The organism is Streptomyces sp. NPDC029159, from assembly GCF_055564055.1.
The window spans coordinates 145,106-161,506 of sequence record NZ_JBVHWT010000007.1; the positions used below are offsets into that span (position 1 = coordinate 145,106).

At 72.5% G+C, this 16,401-nt stretch carries 12 protein-coding genes; 6 read left to right on the forward strand and 6 right to left on the reverse strand.

Translation table 11 applies throughout. The annotated features are described in order from the left end of the window. The first annotated feature begins 945 nt into the window (after positions 1-945). Positions 946-2,163 carry an amino acid deaminase/aldolase gene (locus ACZ4U4_RS16375; protein WP_467874170.1) on the forward strand — a complete coding sequence of 406 codons (1,218 nt, stop codon included), beginning with the start codon at positions 946-948 and terminating at the stop codon, positions 2,161-2,163. Between the two features lie 119 nt (positions 2,164-2,282). Here the strand turns inward: ACZ4U4_RS16375 and ACZ4U4_RS16380 are convergent, their stop codons facing one another. The 4 genes from ACZ4U4_RS16380 to ACZ4U4_RS16395 all read right to left on the reverse strand — a co-directional run bounded on the left by ACZ4U4_RS16380 (position 2,283) and on the right by ACZ4U4_RS16395 (position 7,217). Beyond that, entirely contained in the window at positions 2,283-3,578 is a 1,296-nt protein-coding gene (locus tag ACZ4U4_RS16380) for an HAD family hydrolase (protein ID WP_467874173.1), read from the reverse strand. A 94-nt stretch (positions 3,579-3,672) separates the two neighbouring features. Continuing rightward, positions 3,673-4,473, reverse strand: coding sequence for a 3-oxoacyl-ACP reductase (locus tag ACZ4U4_RS16385; RefSeq protein WP_467874176.1), 801 nt, complete (start codon positions 4,471-4,473; stop codon positions 3,673-3,675). Further along, the gene (locus ACZ4U4_RS16390) at positions 4,470-5,840 is read right to left on the reverse strand and encodes an aldehyde dehydrogenase family protein (protein WP_467874179.1); all 1,371 of its coding nucleotides are present in this window, start codon (positions 5,838-5,840) and stop codon (positions 4,470-4,472) included. Before ACZ4U4_RS16390 ends, ACZ4U4_RS16385 begins: the two co-directional genes overlap by 4 nt. Before the next feature lie 9 nt (positions 5,841-5,849). Beyond that, a complete protein-coding gene (locus tag ACZ4U4_RS16395) occupies positions 5,850-7,217 on the reverse strand; it encodes a glutamine synthetase family protein (RefSeq protein ID WP_467874182.1) in 1,368 nt (455 codons plus the stop codon). 92 nt (positions 7,218-7,309) lie between these two features. Between ACZ4U4_RS16395 and ACZ4U4_RS16400 the strand changes: the two genes are divergently transcribed. The 3 genes from ACZ4U4_RS16400 to ACZ4U4_RS16410 all read left to right on the forward strand — a co-directional run bounded on the left by ACZ4U4_RS16400 (position 7,310) and on the right by ACZ4U4_RS16410 (position 10,400). Further along, the gene (locus tag ACZ4U4_RS16400; RefSeq protein ID WP_467874184.1) at positions 7,310-8,041 is read left to right on the forward strand and encodes a FadR/GntR family transcriptional regulator; all 732 of its coding nucleotides are present in this window, start codon (positions 7,310-7,312) and stop codon (positions 8,039-8,041) included. Between the two features lie 154 nt (positions 8,042-8,195). Beyond that, positions 8,196-9,665, forward strand: coding sequence for an ethanolamine permease (eat, locus tag ACZ4U4_RS16405; protein WP_467874187.1), 1,470 nt, complete (start codon positions 8,196-8,198; stop codon positions 9,663-9,665). Positions 9,666-9,713: 48 nt separating this feature from the next. Beyond that, positions 9,714-10,400, forward strand: coding sequence for a gamma-glutamyl-gamma-aminobutyrate hydrolase family protein (locus ACZ4U4_RS16410; protein WP_467874190.1), 687 nt, complete (start codon positions 9,714-9,716; stop codon positions 10,398-10,400). A gap of 94 nt (positions 10,401-10,494) precedes the next feature. Here the strand turns inward: ACZ4U4_RS16410 and ACZ4U4_RS16415 are convergent, their stop codons facing one another. Together ACZ4U4_RS16415 and ACZ4U4_RS16420 are read right to left on the reverse strand one after the other, a co-directional pair. Further along, on the reverse strand, positions 10,495-13,104 hold the full coding sequence (locus ACZ4U4_RS16415; RefSeq protein ID WP_467874192.1) for an ABC transporter permease/substrate binding protein: 2,610 nt from the start codon (positions 13,102-13,104) through the stop codon (positions 10,495-10,497). Beyond that, positions 13,097-14,296 (reverse strand): quaternary amine ABC transporter ATP-binding protein, encoded by a 1,200-nt coding sequence (locus tag ACZ4U4_RS16420; protein ID WP_467874195.1) that lies wholly within the window; start codon positions 14,294-14,296, stop codon positions 13,097-13,099. The genes ACZ4U4_RS16415 and ACZ4U4_RS16420 overlap by 8 nt, the downstream gene beginning before the upstream one ends. A gap of 249 nt (positions 14,297-14,545) precedes the next feature. Between ACZ4U4_RS16420 and ACZ4U4_RS16425 the strand changes: the two genes are divergently transcribed. Together ACZ4U4_RS16425 and ACZ4U4_RS16430 are read left to right on the forward strand one after the other, a co-directional pair. Beyond that, the gene (locus ACZ4U4_RS16425; protein WP_467874595.1) at positions 14,546-15,460 is read left to right on the forward strand and encodes a 5'-3' exonuclease; all 915 of its coding nucleotides are present in this window, start codon (positions 14,546-14,548) and stop codon (positions 15,458-15,460) included. A 50-nt stretch (positions 15,461-15,510) separates the two neighbouring features. Continuing rightward, positions 15,511-16,359, forward strand: coding sequence for a siderophore-interacting protein (locus ACZ4U4_RS16430; RefSeq protein ID WP_467874198.1), 849 nt, complete (start codon positions 15,511-15,513; stop codon positions 16,357-16,359). The last annotated feature ends 42 nt before the right edge of the window (positions 16,360-16,401 follow it).

Genomic DNA, 16,401 nt, shown 5'->3' on the forward strand with positions numbered 1-16,401 from the left:
CATCGCCGCAGGTCCCGCCGAACGCCCGGGCCCGGGCGGCGTGGGCCCGGCAGCGGGTCCGTCCCCGCCCGCGGGCCGTCCTGTCGTGGACTCCCGCACCACGGGTACCTCCGGAAGGGATCGTGAGGACGCGGACGGCGCGGGGCCGTCCAGTTCGGCGGCGGGGCGGGACGGTTCGGGCGGGGCGGAGACGGCGCGTCCGGGGGGTGGCTGCGGCGGGGCGACGGAGACCGGGCCGTCCAGTGCCGCGGCGGGCGGGACGGGGACGCGGCGGGACGCGGCGGAGACCGGCGAGGTGCCCGCCGGGGTCCGGGAGACGCCTGCCGGGCCGCCCTTCGCCGGGTCTCCGCCGGGGCGGCGGGGGCCCTCCGGGGACGACTCGTCGCCCCGGCCGCGCGGGCCGGAGGCCCGGGCCGGGGACTCGGGGGCGGCCTCTCCCCCACGGCGGCGGGCGCCCGCCGAACGGCCCTTCAGCAGCCTGCCCTTCGCCGCCCGGACCTTTCCGCCGCGCACCTTCGGCGACCGGCCCTTCGCGGGCGGTGCGGCCGGTTCGGCCCCCGCGTCCGCCACCGGGTCCGCCGACGGACGGGGCGGCAGCGGCGGCGTATCCGGCACGGGCGGGGCGTCGAGGCGGATCACCGGCAGGCTCGCGGTGTCGCGTTCCAGGTTGGCCGGGGGGTAGGACGGGGGCGGGGGTATCGGGGGGAGTGTCCGCTTTCCGGCAGAGTCCGCCTCGGTGCTCACCCGCGCCCCCCTCGCGCCGCACACCCGCCCCCGCACGGCAATCGGGGCAAGGTGGTCGATATCCCGTAAAACGCCGCTGACCTGCTGGTTACGGCGTCCGGACACTCTACGGTCTCCGGTGGACCGGCCCGTACCCCCGTGGCCGGTCCGCCGGGTTCCCGGCCCCTACCCAGCGGTAGCGGGGTCTGGCAGGCTGCCGCCATGTCCCAGGACCCCGCCGTCGCGTATGGCGACAAAGCCCGTTACGACCGTGCGACCGCCGGAATCGACGCGCCGCTGGCCGTCGTCGATCTGGCCGCCTTCGACGCGAACGCCGACGATCTGGTGCGCCGCGCCAAGGGCAAGCCGATCCGGGTCGCGAGCAAGTCGGTGCGCTGCCGGGCGCTGCTGGAGCGGGTGCTGGCCCGGGACGGCTTCGCGGGGATCATGAGTTTCACGCTCGACGAATCGCTGTGGCTGGCGCGTTCGGGCTTCGGTGACGTGCTGCTGGCGTACCCGACGGCGGACCGCGCCGCGCTCACCGAGCTGACGGCGGACGCCCGGGCGGCCGCCGCGGTGACGGTGATGGTCGACGACCCGGCGCAGCTGGACCTGATCGACGCCTGCCGCCCCGCAGGCCGCGGCGCGGAGATACGCGTCTGCCTGGAGCTGGACACCTCGTACCGGATCGGCGGCGGCGCGCTGCGGATCGGTACCCGCCGGTCGCCGCTGCGCCGACCGTCCCAACTGGCCGCGCTCGCCGGTGAGGTGGTGCGCCGCCCCGGCTTCCGGCTGGTCGGGCTGATGGCGTACGAGGGGCATGTGGCGGGCGTCGGGGACGAGGTCGCGGGGCGGCCGGTGTTCTCGCGAACGGTGCGGATGATGCAGGCGGCGGCGCGCAAGGAGCTGGCGGCGCGGCGCTGGGAGGCGGTGCGGGCGGTGCGGGCGGTGGCGCCGCGGCTGGAGTTCGTCAACGGCGGCGGCACCGGCAGTGTGCAGCACACCGCGGCGGAGGCGGCGGTCACCGAGATCGCGGCCGGGTCCGGGCTGTTCGTCCCGCGGCTGTTCGACAACTTCCGGTCGTTCCGGGGGCGTCCGGCGGCGCTCTTCGCCCAGCCGGTGGTGCGCCGCCCCGGGCCCGGTGTGGTGACGGTGCTGGGCGGCGGCTATCCGGCGTCGGGGGCGGCGGGCACCGACCGGCTGCCGGAGCCGTACCTCCCGGCCGGGCTGCGCTACGACCCGCAGGAGGGACCGGGCGAGGTGCAGACGCCGCTGCTGGGGGCGGCCGCCGACCGGCTGGCGCTCGGCGACAAGGTGTGGTTCCGCCACGCCAAGGCCGGTGAACTGTGCGAACGGTTCGATGCGCTGCGGCTGGTGGACGGCGACCGGGTGGTCGCGACGGTGGCGACGTACCGGGGCGAGGGCCGCACGTTCCTGTGAGGTGACGGAAGCGGGGAACCCCGGGCGCCGTGACGGGCCCGGGGCTCCCCCGGTGCCGGGCCCCGTGGGAGCCCGGTGGCCGGACCGCGCGCACAACCCCGTGCGGTCCGGCCGGTGGTTCAGCCGTGGATGCGGTCCTTCTGGTCGGGAACGACGGTGGTGTCGGGGCGGCGCAGCGGGCCGAGGACACCGTCGGTGTTGATGTAGCCCTGGGTGGCGCAGGGGTAGCTGCCGGACTTGCGGGGCAGCGGGTCGATGAACATCGGGTTGATCACCCAGCGGCCGTCGGCGTTGTCGTAACCGCGGCACATGACCTCGGTCTTGTTGCGGTTGATGACCAGGTGGGAGCCGGTGGCGTCGGCGACGAAGGTCGAGTCGGTGTCGGCGTCACCGCCGCCGAGGGCGATGCGGTGCGCGGGGTCCTGCTTGCGCCACGCCTCGGCGCCCTTGATGTGGAAGATCTCCTGGTTGATCCAGCAGCGCTTGCCGTCGATGTAGGGGATGGCGTCACCCTGGGAGTCGGGCATGTCGCCGCAGCCCTGCGTCCGGTACGTCAGCTTCCGCTCGTCGTCGAGGATGCTGCGGATGGCGATGGTGTGGGCGCGGTCGAAGCCGAGGGAGCGGGACCACACCTCGGTGACCGGCTTGGAGCCCGCCGAGACGATGTAGACGTCGAACCCGGCCTTGCGCAGGGTACGGACCAGGTCCTTCTGCTGGTCGTAGTAGCGCACGTACGCGGGGAGCGTGTGGGTGCCGACCTTGACGGTGGCGCCGACGGGGGCGGCGAGGGCGGCCTTGCGGCCGGCGGCGGCGTACGCGCGGACCTCGTCCTCGGTGTGGCCGGCGAACAGCTGCGGCACCCAGGCGTATTCGGGGACGGTGCGGCGGTGGTTCCAGGTGCCGGAGAAAGCTTCCTGCCCGCTCATCGTCTTCGCCTCGGCGCGGATCTGGAGGATCTCGTCGGCGCAGTCGGCGTCGGTGGAGGTGGGCAGCGGGGAGCCGACGGGGACGGCGGTGCCGCAGGCGGCGGTCAGCGCGCGGTCGGCGGCGGGCGTCATCCACTTGCTGGTGTCGCGCCAGTGGGCGGGCCGCAGGATCTTGTCGTTCAGCAGGGACCAGTTGAGCGTCGCGTCGGTGACGTCGTTCTTGGTCATGGTGTTGTCCCAGTCGAACGCGGCGACGGGGGCGCGGCCGTGGCCGTGGGCGAGGCCCGGGTTCTCGCAGGTGCCGCGCGTGTCGATGGTGCGCTGGAGCTTGGCGCGGTTGTCGCCGTACCAGGGCAGGTCGCGGGAGAGCTGCGGGCAGCGGGTGGCGTGCGACGGCTCGGTGCGGGCGGGGGCCGCGGCGGTCGCCGGGACGCTGCCGGCGAGGAGTGCGGCGGTGGCCAGGCCCAGGGCCAAGGCGGATCTGCGCATGGGGGACTCCGGTGTCCGGTGCGGATGGGAAACGTGTCGGGACCGGCACCTGCTGGCGCCGGTCCCGGCCGTGACGTGCGACTTTACCCAGTCTTCACACCGGGGTGACATAGGCCCCGGCGATACCGCCGTCGACCAGGAACTCGGCGGCGTTGACGAAGGAGGAGTCGTCGCTGGCGAGGAAGGCGACGGCGGCCGCGATCTCCTCCGGTTCGGCGAAGCGGCCGACGGGCACGTGGACCAGGCGGCGCGCGGCGCGCTCGGGGTCCTTGGCGAACAGCTCCTTCAGCAGCGGGGTGTTGACCGGCCCGGGGCACAGGGCGTTGACGCGGATGCCCTCGCGGGCGAACTGCACGCCCAGTTCGCGGGACATCGCGAGGACGCCGCCCTTGGACGCGGTGTAGCTGATCTGGGAGGTGGCGGCGCCGAGGACGGCGACGAAGGAGGCGGTGTTGACGATGGAGCCGCCGCGCCCGGTCTGCTCGAACTGCCGCCGCATGTAGGGCAGGGCGTGCTTGCAGCAGAGGTAGACGGAGGTGAGGTTGACCTCCTGGACGCGCTTCCAGGCGTCGAGTCCGGTGGTGAGGATGGAGTCGTCCTCGGGCGGGGAGATCCCGGCGTTGTTGAAGGCGATGTCGACGGAGCCGTAGGTCTCGAAGGCGGTGCGGTAGAGCGCCTCGACCTGATCGGAATCGGTGACGTCGACCTGGACGTAGAGGCCGCCGGTCTCCTCGGCGGCGGCCTTGCCCGCCGCCTCGTCGATGTCGGCGCAGACGACGTGGGCGCCTTCGGAGGCCAGACGGCGGGCGGTGGCCAGGCCGATGCCGCTGCCCGCTCCGGTGACGACGGCGGTGCGGTCCACCAGGCGGCGGCAGACGGGGGTCTGGTCGGTCACGAGCTCTCCTCGACGTGGATGAAGACGTTCTTGGTCTCGGTGAAGGCGGTGAGGGCGTCGGGGCCCAGTTCGCGGCCGATGCCGGACTGTTTGAAGCCGCCGAACGGGGTCTGGTAGCGCACGCTGGCGTGGGAGTTGACGGAGAGGTTCCCGGCGGCGACGGCGCGCGAGACGCGCAGGGCGCGGCCGATGTCGCGGGTCCACAGGGAGCCGGAGAGGCCGTAGTCGGTGGCGTTGGCGAGGCGGACGGCGTCGGCCTCGTCGTCGAAAGGGAGGACGACGGCGACCGGGCCGAAGATCTCCTCGACGGCGGCGCGGTCGCCGGGGTGGCCCGCAAGGACGGTCGCCGGGTACCAGAAACCCTTGCCCTCGGGGGCCTCGCCGCGGATGGCGACGGGCGCGCCCTCGGGGACGTAGGACCGTACGCGCTCGCGCTGGGCGGCGGAGATCAGCGGGCCCATGCGGGTGTCCGGGTCGGCCGGGTCACCCGCGGTGAACGCCTTGACGGCGGGCTCCAGCAGCTCCATGAAGCGGTCGTGGACGGAGCGTTGGACGAGGATCCGGCTGCGGGCGCAGCAGTCCTGGCCGGTGTTGTCGAGGAAGGAGCCGGGGGCCGCCGCGGCGGCGGCCTCCAGGTCGGCGTCGGCGAAGACGATGTTGGGGCTCTTGCCGCCGAGTTCGAGGGTGAGGCGTTTGGTCTGCGCGGCGCAGCGGGCGGCGATGTGGCGGCCGGTGGCGGTGGAGCCGGTGAAGACGACCTTGGCGACGCCCGGGTGGTCGACGAGGGCGGCGCCGGTGACCTTCCCCTCGCCGGGCAGCACCTGGAAGAGCCCTTCGGGCAGCCCGGCGTCGAGGGCGTGGCGGGCGAGGCGGAGGGCGGTGAGCGGGGTGGTCTCGGCGGGCTTGAGGAGGACGGCGTTGCCGGCGGCGAGGGCGGGGGCGGCGCCCCACGCGGCGATCGGCATCGGGAAGTTCCAGGGGGCGATGACGGCGACGACGCCGAGCGGTTCGCGGAAGGTGACGTCGAGGCCCCCGGCGACCGGGATCTGGCTGCCCGTCAGGCGTTCCGCTCCCCCGGCGGCGTAGTGGAGCAGATCGCGGACGTTGCCCGCCTCCCAGGTGGCGTTGGCCAACGGGTGGCCGGCCTCCAGGAGTTCGAGGTGGGCGAGGGAGTCGAGGTGGGCGTCGACGGTGTCGGCGAAGCGGCGCAGCAGACGGGCACGGTCGGCGGGGGCGAGGGCGGCCCATTTCTCCTGGGCGGCGGCGGCCCGCCGGACCGCGGCGTCGACCTCCTCGGGGGAGGTGACGGGGACGGTCGCCACCGTCTCCTCGGTCGCCGGGTTGATGATGTCCAGCTCGTGCGGCACGGGCAGTCCTTACATGCGCTCGAAGGAGCGGAAACGCTCCCAGTCCGTGACGGCCGCGTCGTAGGCGTCCTGTTCGACGCGGGCCATGTGGCGGTAGTGGTCGACGACGTCGTCGCCGAAGGCCTCGCGGGCGAGGGCGCTGCGCTCCCAGAGGTCGGCGGCCTCGCGGAGGGTGGCGGGGACGTGGGCGGCGTCGCCGTCGTAGGCGTTGCCGGTGCAGGCGTCCGGCAGTTCCAGCGCGCGGTCGATGCCGTGGAGTCCGGCGGCGATCATCCCGGCGACGGCGAGGTAGGGGTTGACGTCGCCGCCGGGCAGCCGGTTCTCCAGGCGGAGGGCGGCGCCGTGGCCGACGACGCGCAGGGCGCAGGTGCGGTTGTCGGGGCCCCAGGCGACGGCGGTGGGGGCGAAGGAGCCGGGGCGGTAGCGCTTGTAGGAGTTGATGTTGGGGGCGTACAGGAGGGTGTAGTCGCGCAGGGCGGCGAGCTGTCCGGCGAGGAAGTGGCGCATCAGCGCGGACATGCCGTGCGGGCCGTCGGGGTCGGCGAGGACGGAGGCGCCGTCGTCGTCGCGGAGCGAGAGGTGGATGTGGCAGGAGTTGCCCTCGCGCTCGTCGTACTTGGCCATGAAGGTGAGCGCCATGCCCTCCTGGGCGGCGATCTCCTTGGCGCCGGTCTTGTAGACGGCGTGCTGGTCGCAGGTGGTGAGGGCGTCGTCGTAGACGAAGACGATCTCGTGCTGGCCGAGATTGCACTCGCCCTTGGCGGACTCGACGGTCATCCCGGCGGCGCCCATCTCGTTGCGGATGCGGCGCAGCACGGGCTCGACACGGCCGGTGCCGAGGACGGAGTAGTCGCCGTTGTACTGATTGGCGGGGGTCATGTCGCGGTAGCCGCGTGACCAGGCGTCCTCGTAGGTGTCCTTGAAGAGCTGGAACTCCAGCTCGGTGCCGGCGAAGGCGTGCAGTCCGCGCTCGGCGAGGCGGTCGAGCTGGCGGCGGAGTATCTGCCGGGGCGAGGCGGTGACGGGCGTGCCGTCGTGCCAGGTGAGGTCGGCGGTGATCAGGGCGGTGCCCGGGTTCCAGGGGGTGCGGCGCAAGGTGGCGCGGTCGCCGTGCATCGCGAAGTCGCCGTAGCCGCGTTCCCAGGACGACATGGCGTAGCCGTCGACGGTGTTGAGGTCGACGTCCACGGCGAGGAGGTAGTTGCACCCCTCGGTGCCGTGGTCGAGGACGGAGTCGAGGAAGTGGCGGGCGGCGAACCGCTTGCCCTGGAGCCGTCCCTGCATGTCGGTGAAGGCGAGCACGACGGTGTCGATCTCCCCTGCGGCGACGAGTGCGCTCAGCTCCTCCACGGAGAGCGGGGGCGTGCGGTGGGCCACGGTGTTGCCTCCTGTCGCTGCGGTCCGGAGTCGCCAGGGCCTCCGGCCGGAATAAGGTATGCATACGAACCATTGGTTGGGAAGGGGTCGGGATGGACGGTGCGGCGGATGGGCTGGCACCCGTGCTGCGGCCGGTGCGGGCGGGCAACGGCTTCGAGGAGGCGCTGGAGCAGATACTCCAGATCGTCCGGCTGGGCCTGGTGGCACAGGGCGAACGGCTGCCCGCGGAGCGGGAGTTGGCCGACCGGCTGCACATCAGCCGGGTGACGCTGCGCGAGGTGCTGAAGGTCCTTCAGGACGAGGGGCTGGTGGAGAGCCGGCGCGGGCGGTACGGCGGCACGTTCGTCCGGGCGCGCGACGGGCATCCGGGCGAGGCGGAGCTGCGCCGCCGGACCGACCTGATCGATCTGGAGGACGCGCTGCGCTTCCGCGAGGTGCTGGAGACCGGCGCCGCCGGACTCTGCGCGGCGCACGGCCTGCCGGACGCGGACGCCGCCCGGCTGCGCGCCTGCCTGACCGCGACCCACGACGCGCCGCTGGCCGAGTACCGCCGCTGCGACACCCTGCTCCATCTCACCCTCGCGGAGCTGTCCGGCTCCCCCTCGCTCGCGGCGCAGTACGCGGCGGTGCGCGCCCGGGTGAACGATCTGCTGGACTGCATCCCGCTGCTGGTCCGCAATCTGGAGCACTCCCAGACGCAGCACGACGCGCTGGTGGAGGCGGTGCTGGAGGGCGACGCGGACGGCGCCCGCGAGGTGGCGCGCGAACACTGCGGCGGCACGGCGGCGTTGCTGCGAGGGTTTCTCACCCGCCCCGGAGGGTGAGACTGCGAAGATGCCGGGCGCTCCCCCGGTCCGGCCGCCGTTTCCCGCACGGGTCTTGCGCCCGCCCCGCCGGCCGGGCAAAGGTATGCCGCTGAACCTTTATTCGGGCCGTCCGTCCCGGGCGCCCCGGACCACCGGCGAGCAGGAGCGGCTGATGGCCGACCGTACGGAACCGCAGAGCGCACCGCCTGGGACCGGCCCCGGGGAACCCTCCGCCGAGGACGCCTATCTGGAGCGGCGGTCGCTGCGGCGCGGCAGCGCGGGCCCGCTGCTGCTGACCGGGCTCGGCGTCGCCTACGTCGTCTCCGGCGACTTCTCCGGCTGGAACAACGGCCTGGCGCACGGCGGGTTCGGCGGACTGGCCGTCGCCGCCGTGCTGATGGGGCTGATGTACACCTGCCTGGTCTTCGCGCTGGCGGAGCTGGCGTCGGTGCTGCCCACCGCGGGCGGCGGCTACGGCTTCGCCCGGCGCGCGCTGGGCACCTGGGGCGGCTTCCTGACCGGCACCGCCATCCTCATCGAGTACGTTCTCGCGCCCGCCGCCATCTCGATCTTCATCGGGGACTACGTCGAATCGCTCGGCCTGTTCGGCCTGCACTCCGGCTGGCCGGTCCACCTGGCCTGTTTCGTCGTCTTCATCGGCATCCATCTGTGGGGCGTGGGCGAGGCGCTGCGCTTCAGCCTGGTGGTCACCGCCGTCGCGGTGGCCGCGCTGCTGGTCTTCGCCGTCGCCGCGTTCAGCGACTTCCATGTGGACGCGCTCGACGACATCCCGGTCCGCGCGCACGCGTTCGGCGCCTCGTCCTGGCTGCCGTTCGGGCTGCTCGGCATCTGGGCGGCGTTCCCGTTCGGGATGTGGTTCTTCCTCGGCGTGGAGGGCGTGCCGCTGGCGGCGGAGGAGACCCGGGATCCGGCGCGGGTGCTGCCGCGGGCGATGGCCTCCGCGATGGGCGTCCTGCTGCTGCTCGCGCTGGTCACCTTCACCGCCGCGACCGGCGCCCGCGGCAGCGCCGCGATCCAGTCGGTCGGCGACCCGCTGGTGCAGGCGCTCCAGCCGCACGGCACCCCGACGGTGGTGAGCCGGATCGTCAACTACGCGGGGCTCGCCGGTCTGGTGGCCTCGTTCTTCTCGCTGATCTTCGCCGGCTCCCGGCAGCTCTTCGCCCTCTCCCGGGCCGGGTACCTGCCACGTTTCCTCTCCCTGACGAGCCGCCGCAAGGCCCCCTACCTGGGCCTGCTGGTGCCGGGCGCCCTCGGCTTCGCCCTCGCGGCGGCCACCGGCGACGGCGCCCGGATGCTGAACGTCGCGGTCTTCGGCGCCACCATCTCGTACGCCCTGATGGCGCTCTCGCACCTGGTGCTGCGGCGCCGCGAGCCGGGGCTGCACCGGCCGTACCGCACCCCGGGCGGGATGCTGACCTCGGCCGTCGCCTTCGTGCTGGCCTGTGCGGCGCTGGTGGCGACGTTCCTGGTGGACAAGGACGCGGCGCTGATCGCGCTCGGCGTGTACGGCGTGGCGCTGGTGTACTTCGCATGCTGGTCCCGGCACCGGCTGGTGGCCGCGGCGCCCGAGGAGGAGTTCGCCGCGCTGGCCGCCGCCGAGGCCGAACTGGACCGCGGCTGACCCCGCAGCCGCACCCGACTCCGCCCCCGACCCCGTACGGAGGACCCGATGCACCGGCCGCTCATCGGTATCAGCACGTATCTGGAGGACGCGGCGCGGTGGGGCGTGTGGACGCAGCCCGCCGCCGTGCTGCCCGCCGGGTACCACCGGCACGTCCAGCGGGCGGGCGGGATCGCCGCACTGCTGCCGCCGGACGCCCCGGAGACCGCCGCCGCCACCGTCGCCCGGCTGGACGGGCTGATCATCGCGGGCGGCGCGGACGTCGCCCCCGAGTGCTACGGCGCCGCACCGGACCCGCGGACCGGGCCGCCCGCACCCGCCCGGGACGCCTGGGAACTCGCCCTGATCGACGCGGCGTCCGCCGCGGGCGTCCCGCTGCTCGGCATCTGCCGCGGGCTCCAGCTGCTGAACGTCGCGCGCGGCGGCACGCTCGTCCAGCATCTCGACGGACACAACGGCCCGCCCGGCACCTTCGCCCGGCACACCGTCACCCCGGTCGGCGGCACCGCGCTGGCGGCCGTCCTGCCCGAGGAGGTCTCCGTCCCGACCTACCACCACCAGGCCGTCGACCGCCTCGGCCGGAACCTGCGGGTCTCGGCGTACGCGGCGGACGGCACGGTGGAGGCGGTGGAGGACCCGGACGCGCGCGCGTTCACGCTGGCCGTGCAGTGGCATCCGGAGGCCGGCGACGACCCGCGGGTGGTGGCGGCGCTGGTGGCCGCGGCCGGGGGCTGAGCGGCACGGGCCGGTGCGCGGACGGAAACGGGCCCCGCCCCCGGCGTACTGCCGGGGGCGGGGCCCGCACCGTGCGACGGGTGTGCCGTGCGTGTTACTTCACAGGAGCCATCTTGTCGACGATGCCCGGGTGGGCATCGATCCACTTCTGGACACCCTTGTTCTCGTTGCCCTTACCGGCGTCCTGAATGTCCTTCTCCAGGCTGTTCAGCTCGTCGGGGGTCATCTTCCAGTTCTTCAGCCAGCCGTGGAACTCGGGGAATTCCTTCGGGAAGCTCTTGTTGCCGATCGAGGTGATGTGGTTCTCGGCGCCCCAGGTGCCCTTGGGGTCCTTCAGCTTGGTCAGGTCGTACTTGCTGTACGCCCAGTGCGGCGACCACAGGACGACCGCGATGGGCTCCTTCTTGGCGTACGCCCGCTGGAGTTCGGCGAGCATCGCACTGGTACCGGCGGAGGTGACCTGGAAGTCCTGGAGGCCGTACGCCGGGGCGACGGTGCTCTTGAGGCGCTTCATCGCACCGGTGCCCGGCTCGATCCCGATGATCTTGCCGCCGAACTCGTCCTTGTGCTTGCGCAGGTCGTCGAGGGTCTTGACGTCCTTGACGTAGGACGGCACCGCGATCTCCACCGACGTCTTGTCGTACCAGGGACCGATGTCGACGAGGCTCTTCTCGTACTTCTCCCAGTACTGCTTCTGCATGACCGGCAGCCAGCCGTCGGTCTCGACATCGATCTGGCCGGTCGACAGGCCGGTCCACATCGGGCCGACGTCGAGGTTGTGCAGCTTCGGCTTGTAGCCGCGCTTCTCCAGGACGTTCTTCCACAGGTACGTGGTGGCGATGCCCTCGTCCCACGCCGGGTAGCCGATGTCGGGCGCCTTGCCGGCGTCCTTGCCCTTGGCGTACGAGGCGTGGCTGGACGGCGCGATCTTGTCGACCAGACCGGGGTTCTTCTTCAGCCAGGCGCGGACACCCTCCTGCTCGTGTCCGATGCCGGCGGACTGCATCTCGTTCTCCAGGCTGGTGAGCTGGTCCTCGTCCAGGTGGAAGTTCTTCATCCACCCGGCGACCAGCGGCTCGTCCTTGGAGAAGCCCTTGCGGCCCAGCATGTGCAGGCTGTCACCGGAGCCGAAGGCGCCCTTGGGGTCCTTCAGCTTGGTCAGGTCGTACTTGTTGTACGCCCAGTGCGGCGACCACAGCGGGACGGCGATCGGCTTCTTCTTCGCGTACGCCCGCTGGAGCTCGGCCAGCATCGAGGAGGTCGTGGAGTCCTGGACCTTGTACTCGCCGGAGAGGCCGTACTCCTTGAGGACCTTGCTCTTCAGGATCTTCATCTCACCGGCACCCGGCTCGATGCCGATGATCTTGCCGCCGAAGGTGGAGCCCTTGCCCTTGAGGTCGTCGAGGGACTTGAAGTCCTTCATGTACGACGGGACGGCGATCTCCAGCGACGTCTTGTCGTACCAGGCGCCGAGGTCCTCCAGCTTGTCCTTGTACTGCTTCCAGTACTCCGCGTGCGTGGTCGGCAGCCAGGCGTTGGACTGGACGTCGATGTCGCCGCGGGCCTGACCGGCGAAGAGCGGACCGGCCTCCAGGGCCTGGACCTTCGGCTTGAAGCCGCGCTGCTCCAGGATCTCCTTCCACAGGAAGGTGGTGGCGCGCCCCTCGTCCCAGTTGACGTAGCCGAGGCTGATCGGACGGCCGTGGCCGTCGTTGCCGGCCGCGGCGCCGCCGGAGTCCTTGCCGGCGTAGCTCATACCGCCCGCGACCAGCGCGAGGACGACGACGCCGACGGTCGCCAGCGAGGTGGCCGGCTTCCAGCGCAGGAACTTCAGCCCGCCGAGCGCGGCCTGCGCCTTGGCGAGGGCGCGGCGGCCCAGCGGCGAGACCCGCTGGTTGAGGGCGCCGGTCATCCGGTCGAGGTAGACGGCGAGGATGACGACGGAGAGACCGGCCTCGGCGCCCAGCTTCACATCGACGGAGCTGAGCGAGTTGTAGACCGAACCGCCCAGACCGCCGCCACCGGCGGTACCGGCGATGACGACCATGGACAGCGCCAGCATGATGACCTGGTTGACACCGGCCATGATCGTCGGCAGCGCCAGCGGCAGCTGCACCCGGAAGAGGGTGCGCCGCGGGTGGGTGCCGAAAGCCTCGGCCGCCTCGACCAGTTCCTCGTCGACCTGCCGGATGCCCAGCTCCGTCATGCGGACGGCGGGCGGCATGGAGAAGACGATGGTGGAGACGATGCCGGGGACGACACCGAGGCCGAAGAAGAGGATGCCCGGGATCAGGTAGACCATCGCGGGCATCGTCTGCATCAGGTCGAGGACCGGGCGCAGCGCACCGCCGACGACGCGGCTGCGGGCGGCCCAGATACCGAGCGGCACGGCGACCGCGATGGTGATGATGCAGGCGACCAGCACCAGCGAGAGCGACGAGATCGTCTCGTCCCACTGCTCGATGGAGTCGATCAGCGCGAAGCCGAGGAAGGTGAGGACCGCGGCGGGCAGGCCCCGCAGCCACCAGGCGATGATCGCGAAGATCCCGGCGAGGATCAGCGGCTCGGGACCGGCGAGGACCGCGTGGATGCCGGTGTAGAAGCCGTTGAGTACGTACGTGACGAAGTCGAAGAGCCAGGCGGCGTGGTGGGTGAGCCAGTCGACGGCGTCGCTGGCCCAGCTGCCTATCTGAATCCTAGGCACCGGCGCTCACCTTGCCCTCGGGGTCGTTGTCCTCGGGCGCTTCCGCGTCCTTCTTCGCGTCCGCGGCGGCGGCCTTCGTGAGCTTGTCCGCCGGGGCCGGGCGCGGCGCGGGGGCCGCGGGCTCGCCGTCGTCCTCACCGATCGCGGCGAGCAGCCGGTCGGCGCGGACGGCGCCGATGGCCTTGCCCGCCTTGTCGGCCACGGCGACCGGCACGGTGCTGACCGAGCAGGGCGTGAAGAGGTCGACGATCGGGGCGTCCTTGCCGACGACGGCGGGCGCGGCGGCGAGGAAGTCGTCGAGGGTGGCGATCTCCTTGCCGTCCGGGCCGGTGGTGCCCAGCACCTCGTCGGTGCCGGTCATGATCGCGCCGGCGGTCAGCACCCGGGTGCGGTCGACGTCCTGGGTGAAGGAGGCGACGTAGTCGTTGGCCGGGCGGACGAGGATGTCCTCGGCGCTGCCGATCTGCACGATACGGCCGTCGCGCATGACGGCGATCTTGTCGCCGAGGCGCATCGCCTCGTTGAGGTCATGGGTGATGAAGACGATGGTCTTCTTCAGCGTCTTCTGGAGCTCCAGCAGCTGATCCTGCATGTCGCGGCGGATCAGCGGGTCCAGCGCACTGAAGGACTCGTCCATCAGCAGCAGGTCGGCGTCGGTGGCGAGCGCGCGGGCCAGGCCGACGCGCTGCTGCATACCGCCGGACAGCTCGTCCGGCCAGGACTCCTCCCAGCCCTTGAGGCCGGTCAGCTCCAGCGCCTCGTAGGCGCGCCGCTCGCGCTCGGCGCGCGGAACGCCCTGGACCTCCAGTCCGTAGGCGGCGTTCTCCAGCACGCTGCGGTGCGGGAAGAGCGCGAAGTGCTGGAAGACCATGGAGATCTTCTCGGAGCGGACCTTGCGCAGTTCCTTGGCGCTGAGCGAGGTCAGGTCCTCGCCGTCGAACCGGACGGTTCCGGCGGTCGGCTCCAGCAGCCCGTTCAGAGTCCGCAGCAGCGTGGACTTACCGGACCCGGACAGACCCATGACGACGAAGATCTGGCCCTCGTCCACCTCGATCGATGCGTCGATCACCGCGGCGGTGGTGCCCTCGGCGCGCAGTTCGTCGCGGTCGGCTCCCTCCTGGAGCCTGCGCACCGCGTCCTTCGGTCGTCTGCCGAACACCATGTACAGGTGCTCGGCTTGAAGCCTGGACACATACACCTCTCTTGTCGCACGAGAAACGACCTGCCACCCCCGTAGACAGGTCGTGGAGAGGGACGGGATCCGCCCGCCTACACCGATAAAAATGTTGAAACGCTTATCGGGTCCGCTCCGGGTGCGCGCCTGCCCCCCTTTATCTGGCTCAAACCATCCGGTGACCCACCTCACATCTGGGGCACGTTTGAGCCGTACTCCTGGGAGGTTTCCGCCGTACGGCATCATGCGGGGGTGACTCGACGCCTGATGCTCCTCGACACCGCCTCCCTCTACTTCCGCGCGTACTTCGGCGTCCCGGACTCGGTCCGGGCCCCGGACGGCACCCCGGTGAACGCGGTGCGCGGCCTGCTGGACTTCATCGCCCGGCTCGTCCAGGACCATCACCCCGATGACCTGGTCGCCTGCATGGACGCCGACTGGCGCCCCCAGTGGCGGGTCGACCTGATCCCCTCCTACAAGGCACACCGGGTCGCCGCCGAGGCCCCCGCGGGCTCCGCGGACCCGGACGAGGAGGAGATCCCCGACACCCTCTCCCCGCAGGTCCCGGTGATCGAGGAGGTCCTGGACGCGCTGGGCATCGCCCGCGTCGGCGCGGCGGGGTACGAGGCGGACGACGTCATCGGCACGCTCACCGCCCGCGCGAGCGGCCCGGTCGACGTCGTCACCGGCGACCGCGACCTCTACCAGCTGGTCGACGACGCACGCGGCATCCGCATCCTCTATCCGCTCAAGGGCGTCGGCACCCTCCAGGTCACCGACGAGGCGCTGCTGCGCGAGAAGTACGGGGTCGACGGACGCGGGTACGCGGACCTGGCGCTGCTGCGCGGCGACCCGAGCGACGGCCTGCCGGGCGTGCCGGGCATCGGCGAGAAGACCGCGGCCAAGCTGCTCGACGCCTACGGTGACCTGGACGGGATCATCGCGGCGGCCGCCGACCCGGCTTCCAAGCTCACCCCCACCCAGCGCCGGCGGCTGACCGATGCCGCGCCATATCTGGCGGTCGCCCCGAAGGTGGTGCGGGTGGCCACCGACGTACCGGTGCCGCGGAGCGGCTTCGCGCTCCCCCGCGAGCCCGCGGACCCCGTACGGCTGGAATCGCTCGCCGCGCGGTGGGGCCTGGGCGGATCGCTCCAGCGTTTGCTCGACACACTCCAGGGGTGAGCTGCTAAGTTAGGTAAACCTAACCAATTATCGCGTCAGGGGAGACCGCCGTGGCAGCAGAGCGACCCGCCCGTAAGAAGCAGACGCTGCACCGCGCCGAGGTCCGGCGCACCGAACAGCTCACCCCGCACATGGTGCGGCTGGTCCTCGGCGGTGAGGGCCTCGCCGCCTTCGCCGCCGGCGCCTACAGCGATCACTACATCAAGCTGGTGTTCCCGCTGCCCGGCGTCGTCTACCCCGAGCCGTTCGACATCGCGCAGATCCGCGCCGAGCTGCCGCGCGACCGGTGGCCCCGGACGCGGACGTACACGGTGCGCGCCTGGGACCCGGAGCTGCGCGAGCTGACCGTCGATTTCGTGGTCCACGGCGACGCGGGCGTCGCGGGCCCGTGGGCGGCCGCGGCGCAGCCGGGCGACGAGGTCCTCTTCCTCGGCCCCGGCGGCGCGTACGCCCCTGAGACCACGGCGGACTGGCATCTGCTCGCCGGGGACGAGAGCGCGCTCCCGGCCATCGCGGCGTCGCTGGCCCGGATGCCGGAGGGCGTACCGGTCCACGCCTTCATCGAGGTGGCCGGGCCCGAGGAGGAGCAGGCGCTGACGGCACCGGCGGGCGCCGAGATCACCTGGCTGCACCGCGGCGACGCACCGGTCGGCCGCCGCCTCGTCGCCGCCGTCGAGGCGCTCGCCTTCCCCACCGGGCGGATCCAGGCGTTCGTCCACGGCGAGGCGGGCTTCGTCAAGGAGCTGCGCCGCGTCCTCCGCGTCGAGCGCGAGGTTCCGCGCGAGGCCCTGTCGATCTCGGGCTACTGGCGCAACGGCCACGACGAGGACGGCTGGCAGGCATCCAAGCGCGACTGGAACCAGCAGGTCGAGGCGGAGCAGGAGCCCGCGGCGGCCTGACCCGGCACCGACGACGATGCGGCGCCCGTCCCCGGGCAGGGG

Bases quoted from the DNA above. Each gene is read 5' to 3' on its own strand.
- ACZ4U4_RS16375 (WP_467874170.1), top strand. From the start codon at position 946: ATGTCCCAGGACCCCGCCGTCGCGTATGGCGACAAAGCCCGTTACGAC.
- eat (WP_467874187.1), top strand. From the start codon at position 8,196: ATGGCCGACCGTACGGAACCGCAGAGCGCACCGCCTGGGACCGGCCCC.
- ACZ4U4_RS16410 (WP_467874190.1), top strand. From the start codon at position 9,714: ATGCACCGGCCGCTCATCGGTATCAGCACGTATCTGGAGGACGCGGCG.
- ACZ4U4_RS16400 (WP_467874184.1), top strand. From the start codon at position 7,310: ATGGACGGTGCGGCGGATGGGCTGGCACCCGTGCTGCGGCCGGTGCGG.
- ACZ4U4_RS16380 (WP_467874173.1), bottom strand. From the start codon at position 3,578: ATGCGCAGATCCGCCTTGGCCCTGGGCCTGGCCACCGCCGCACTCCTC.
- ACZ4U4_RS16425 (WP_467874595.1), top strand. From the start codon at position 14,546: ATGCTCCTCGACACCGCCTCCCTCTACTTCCGCGCGTACTTCGGCGTC.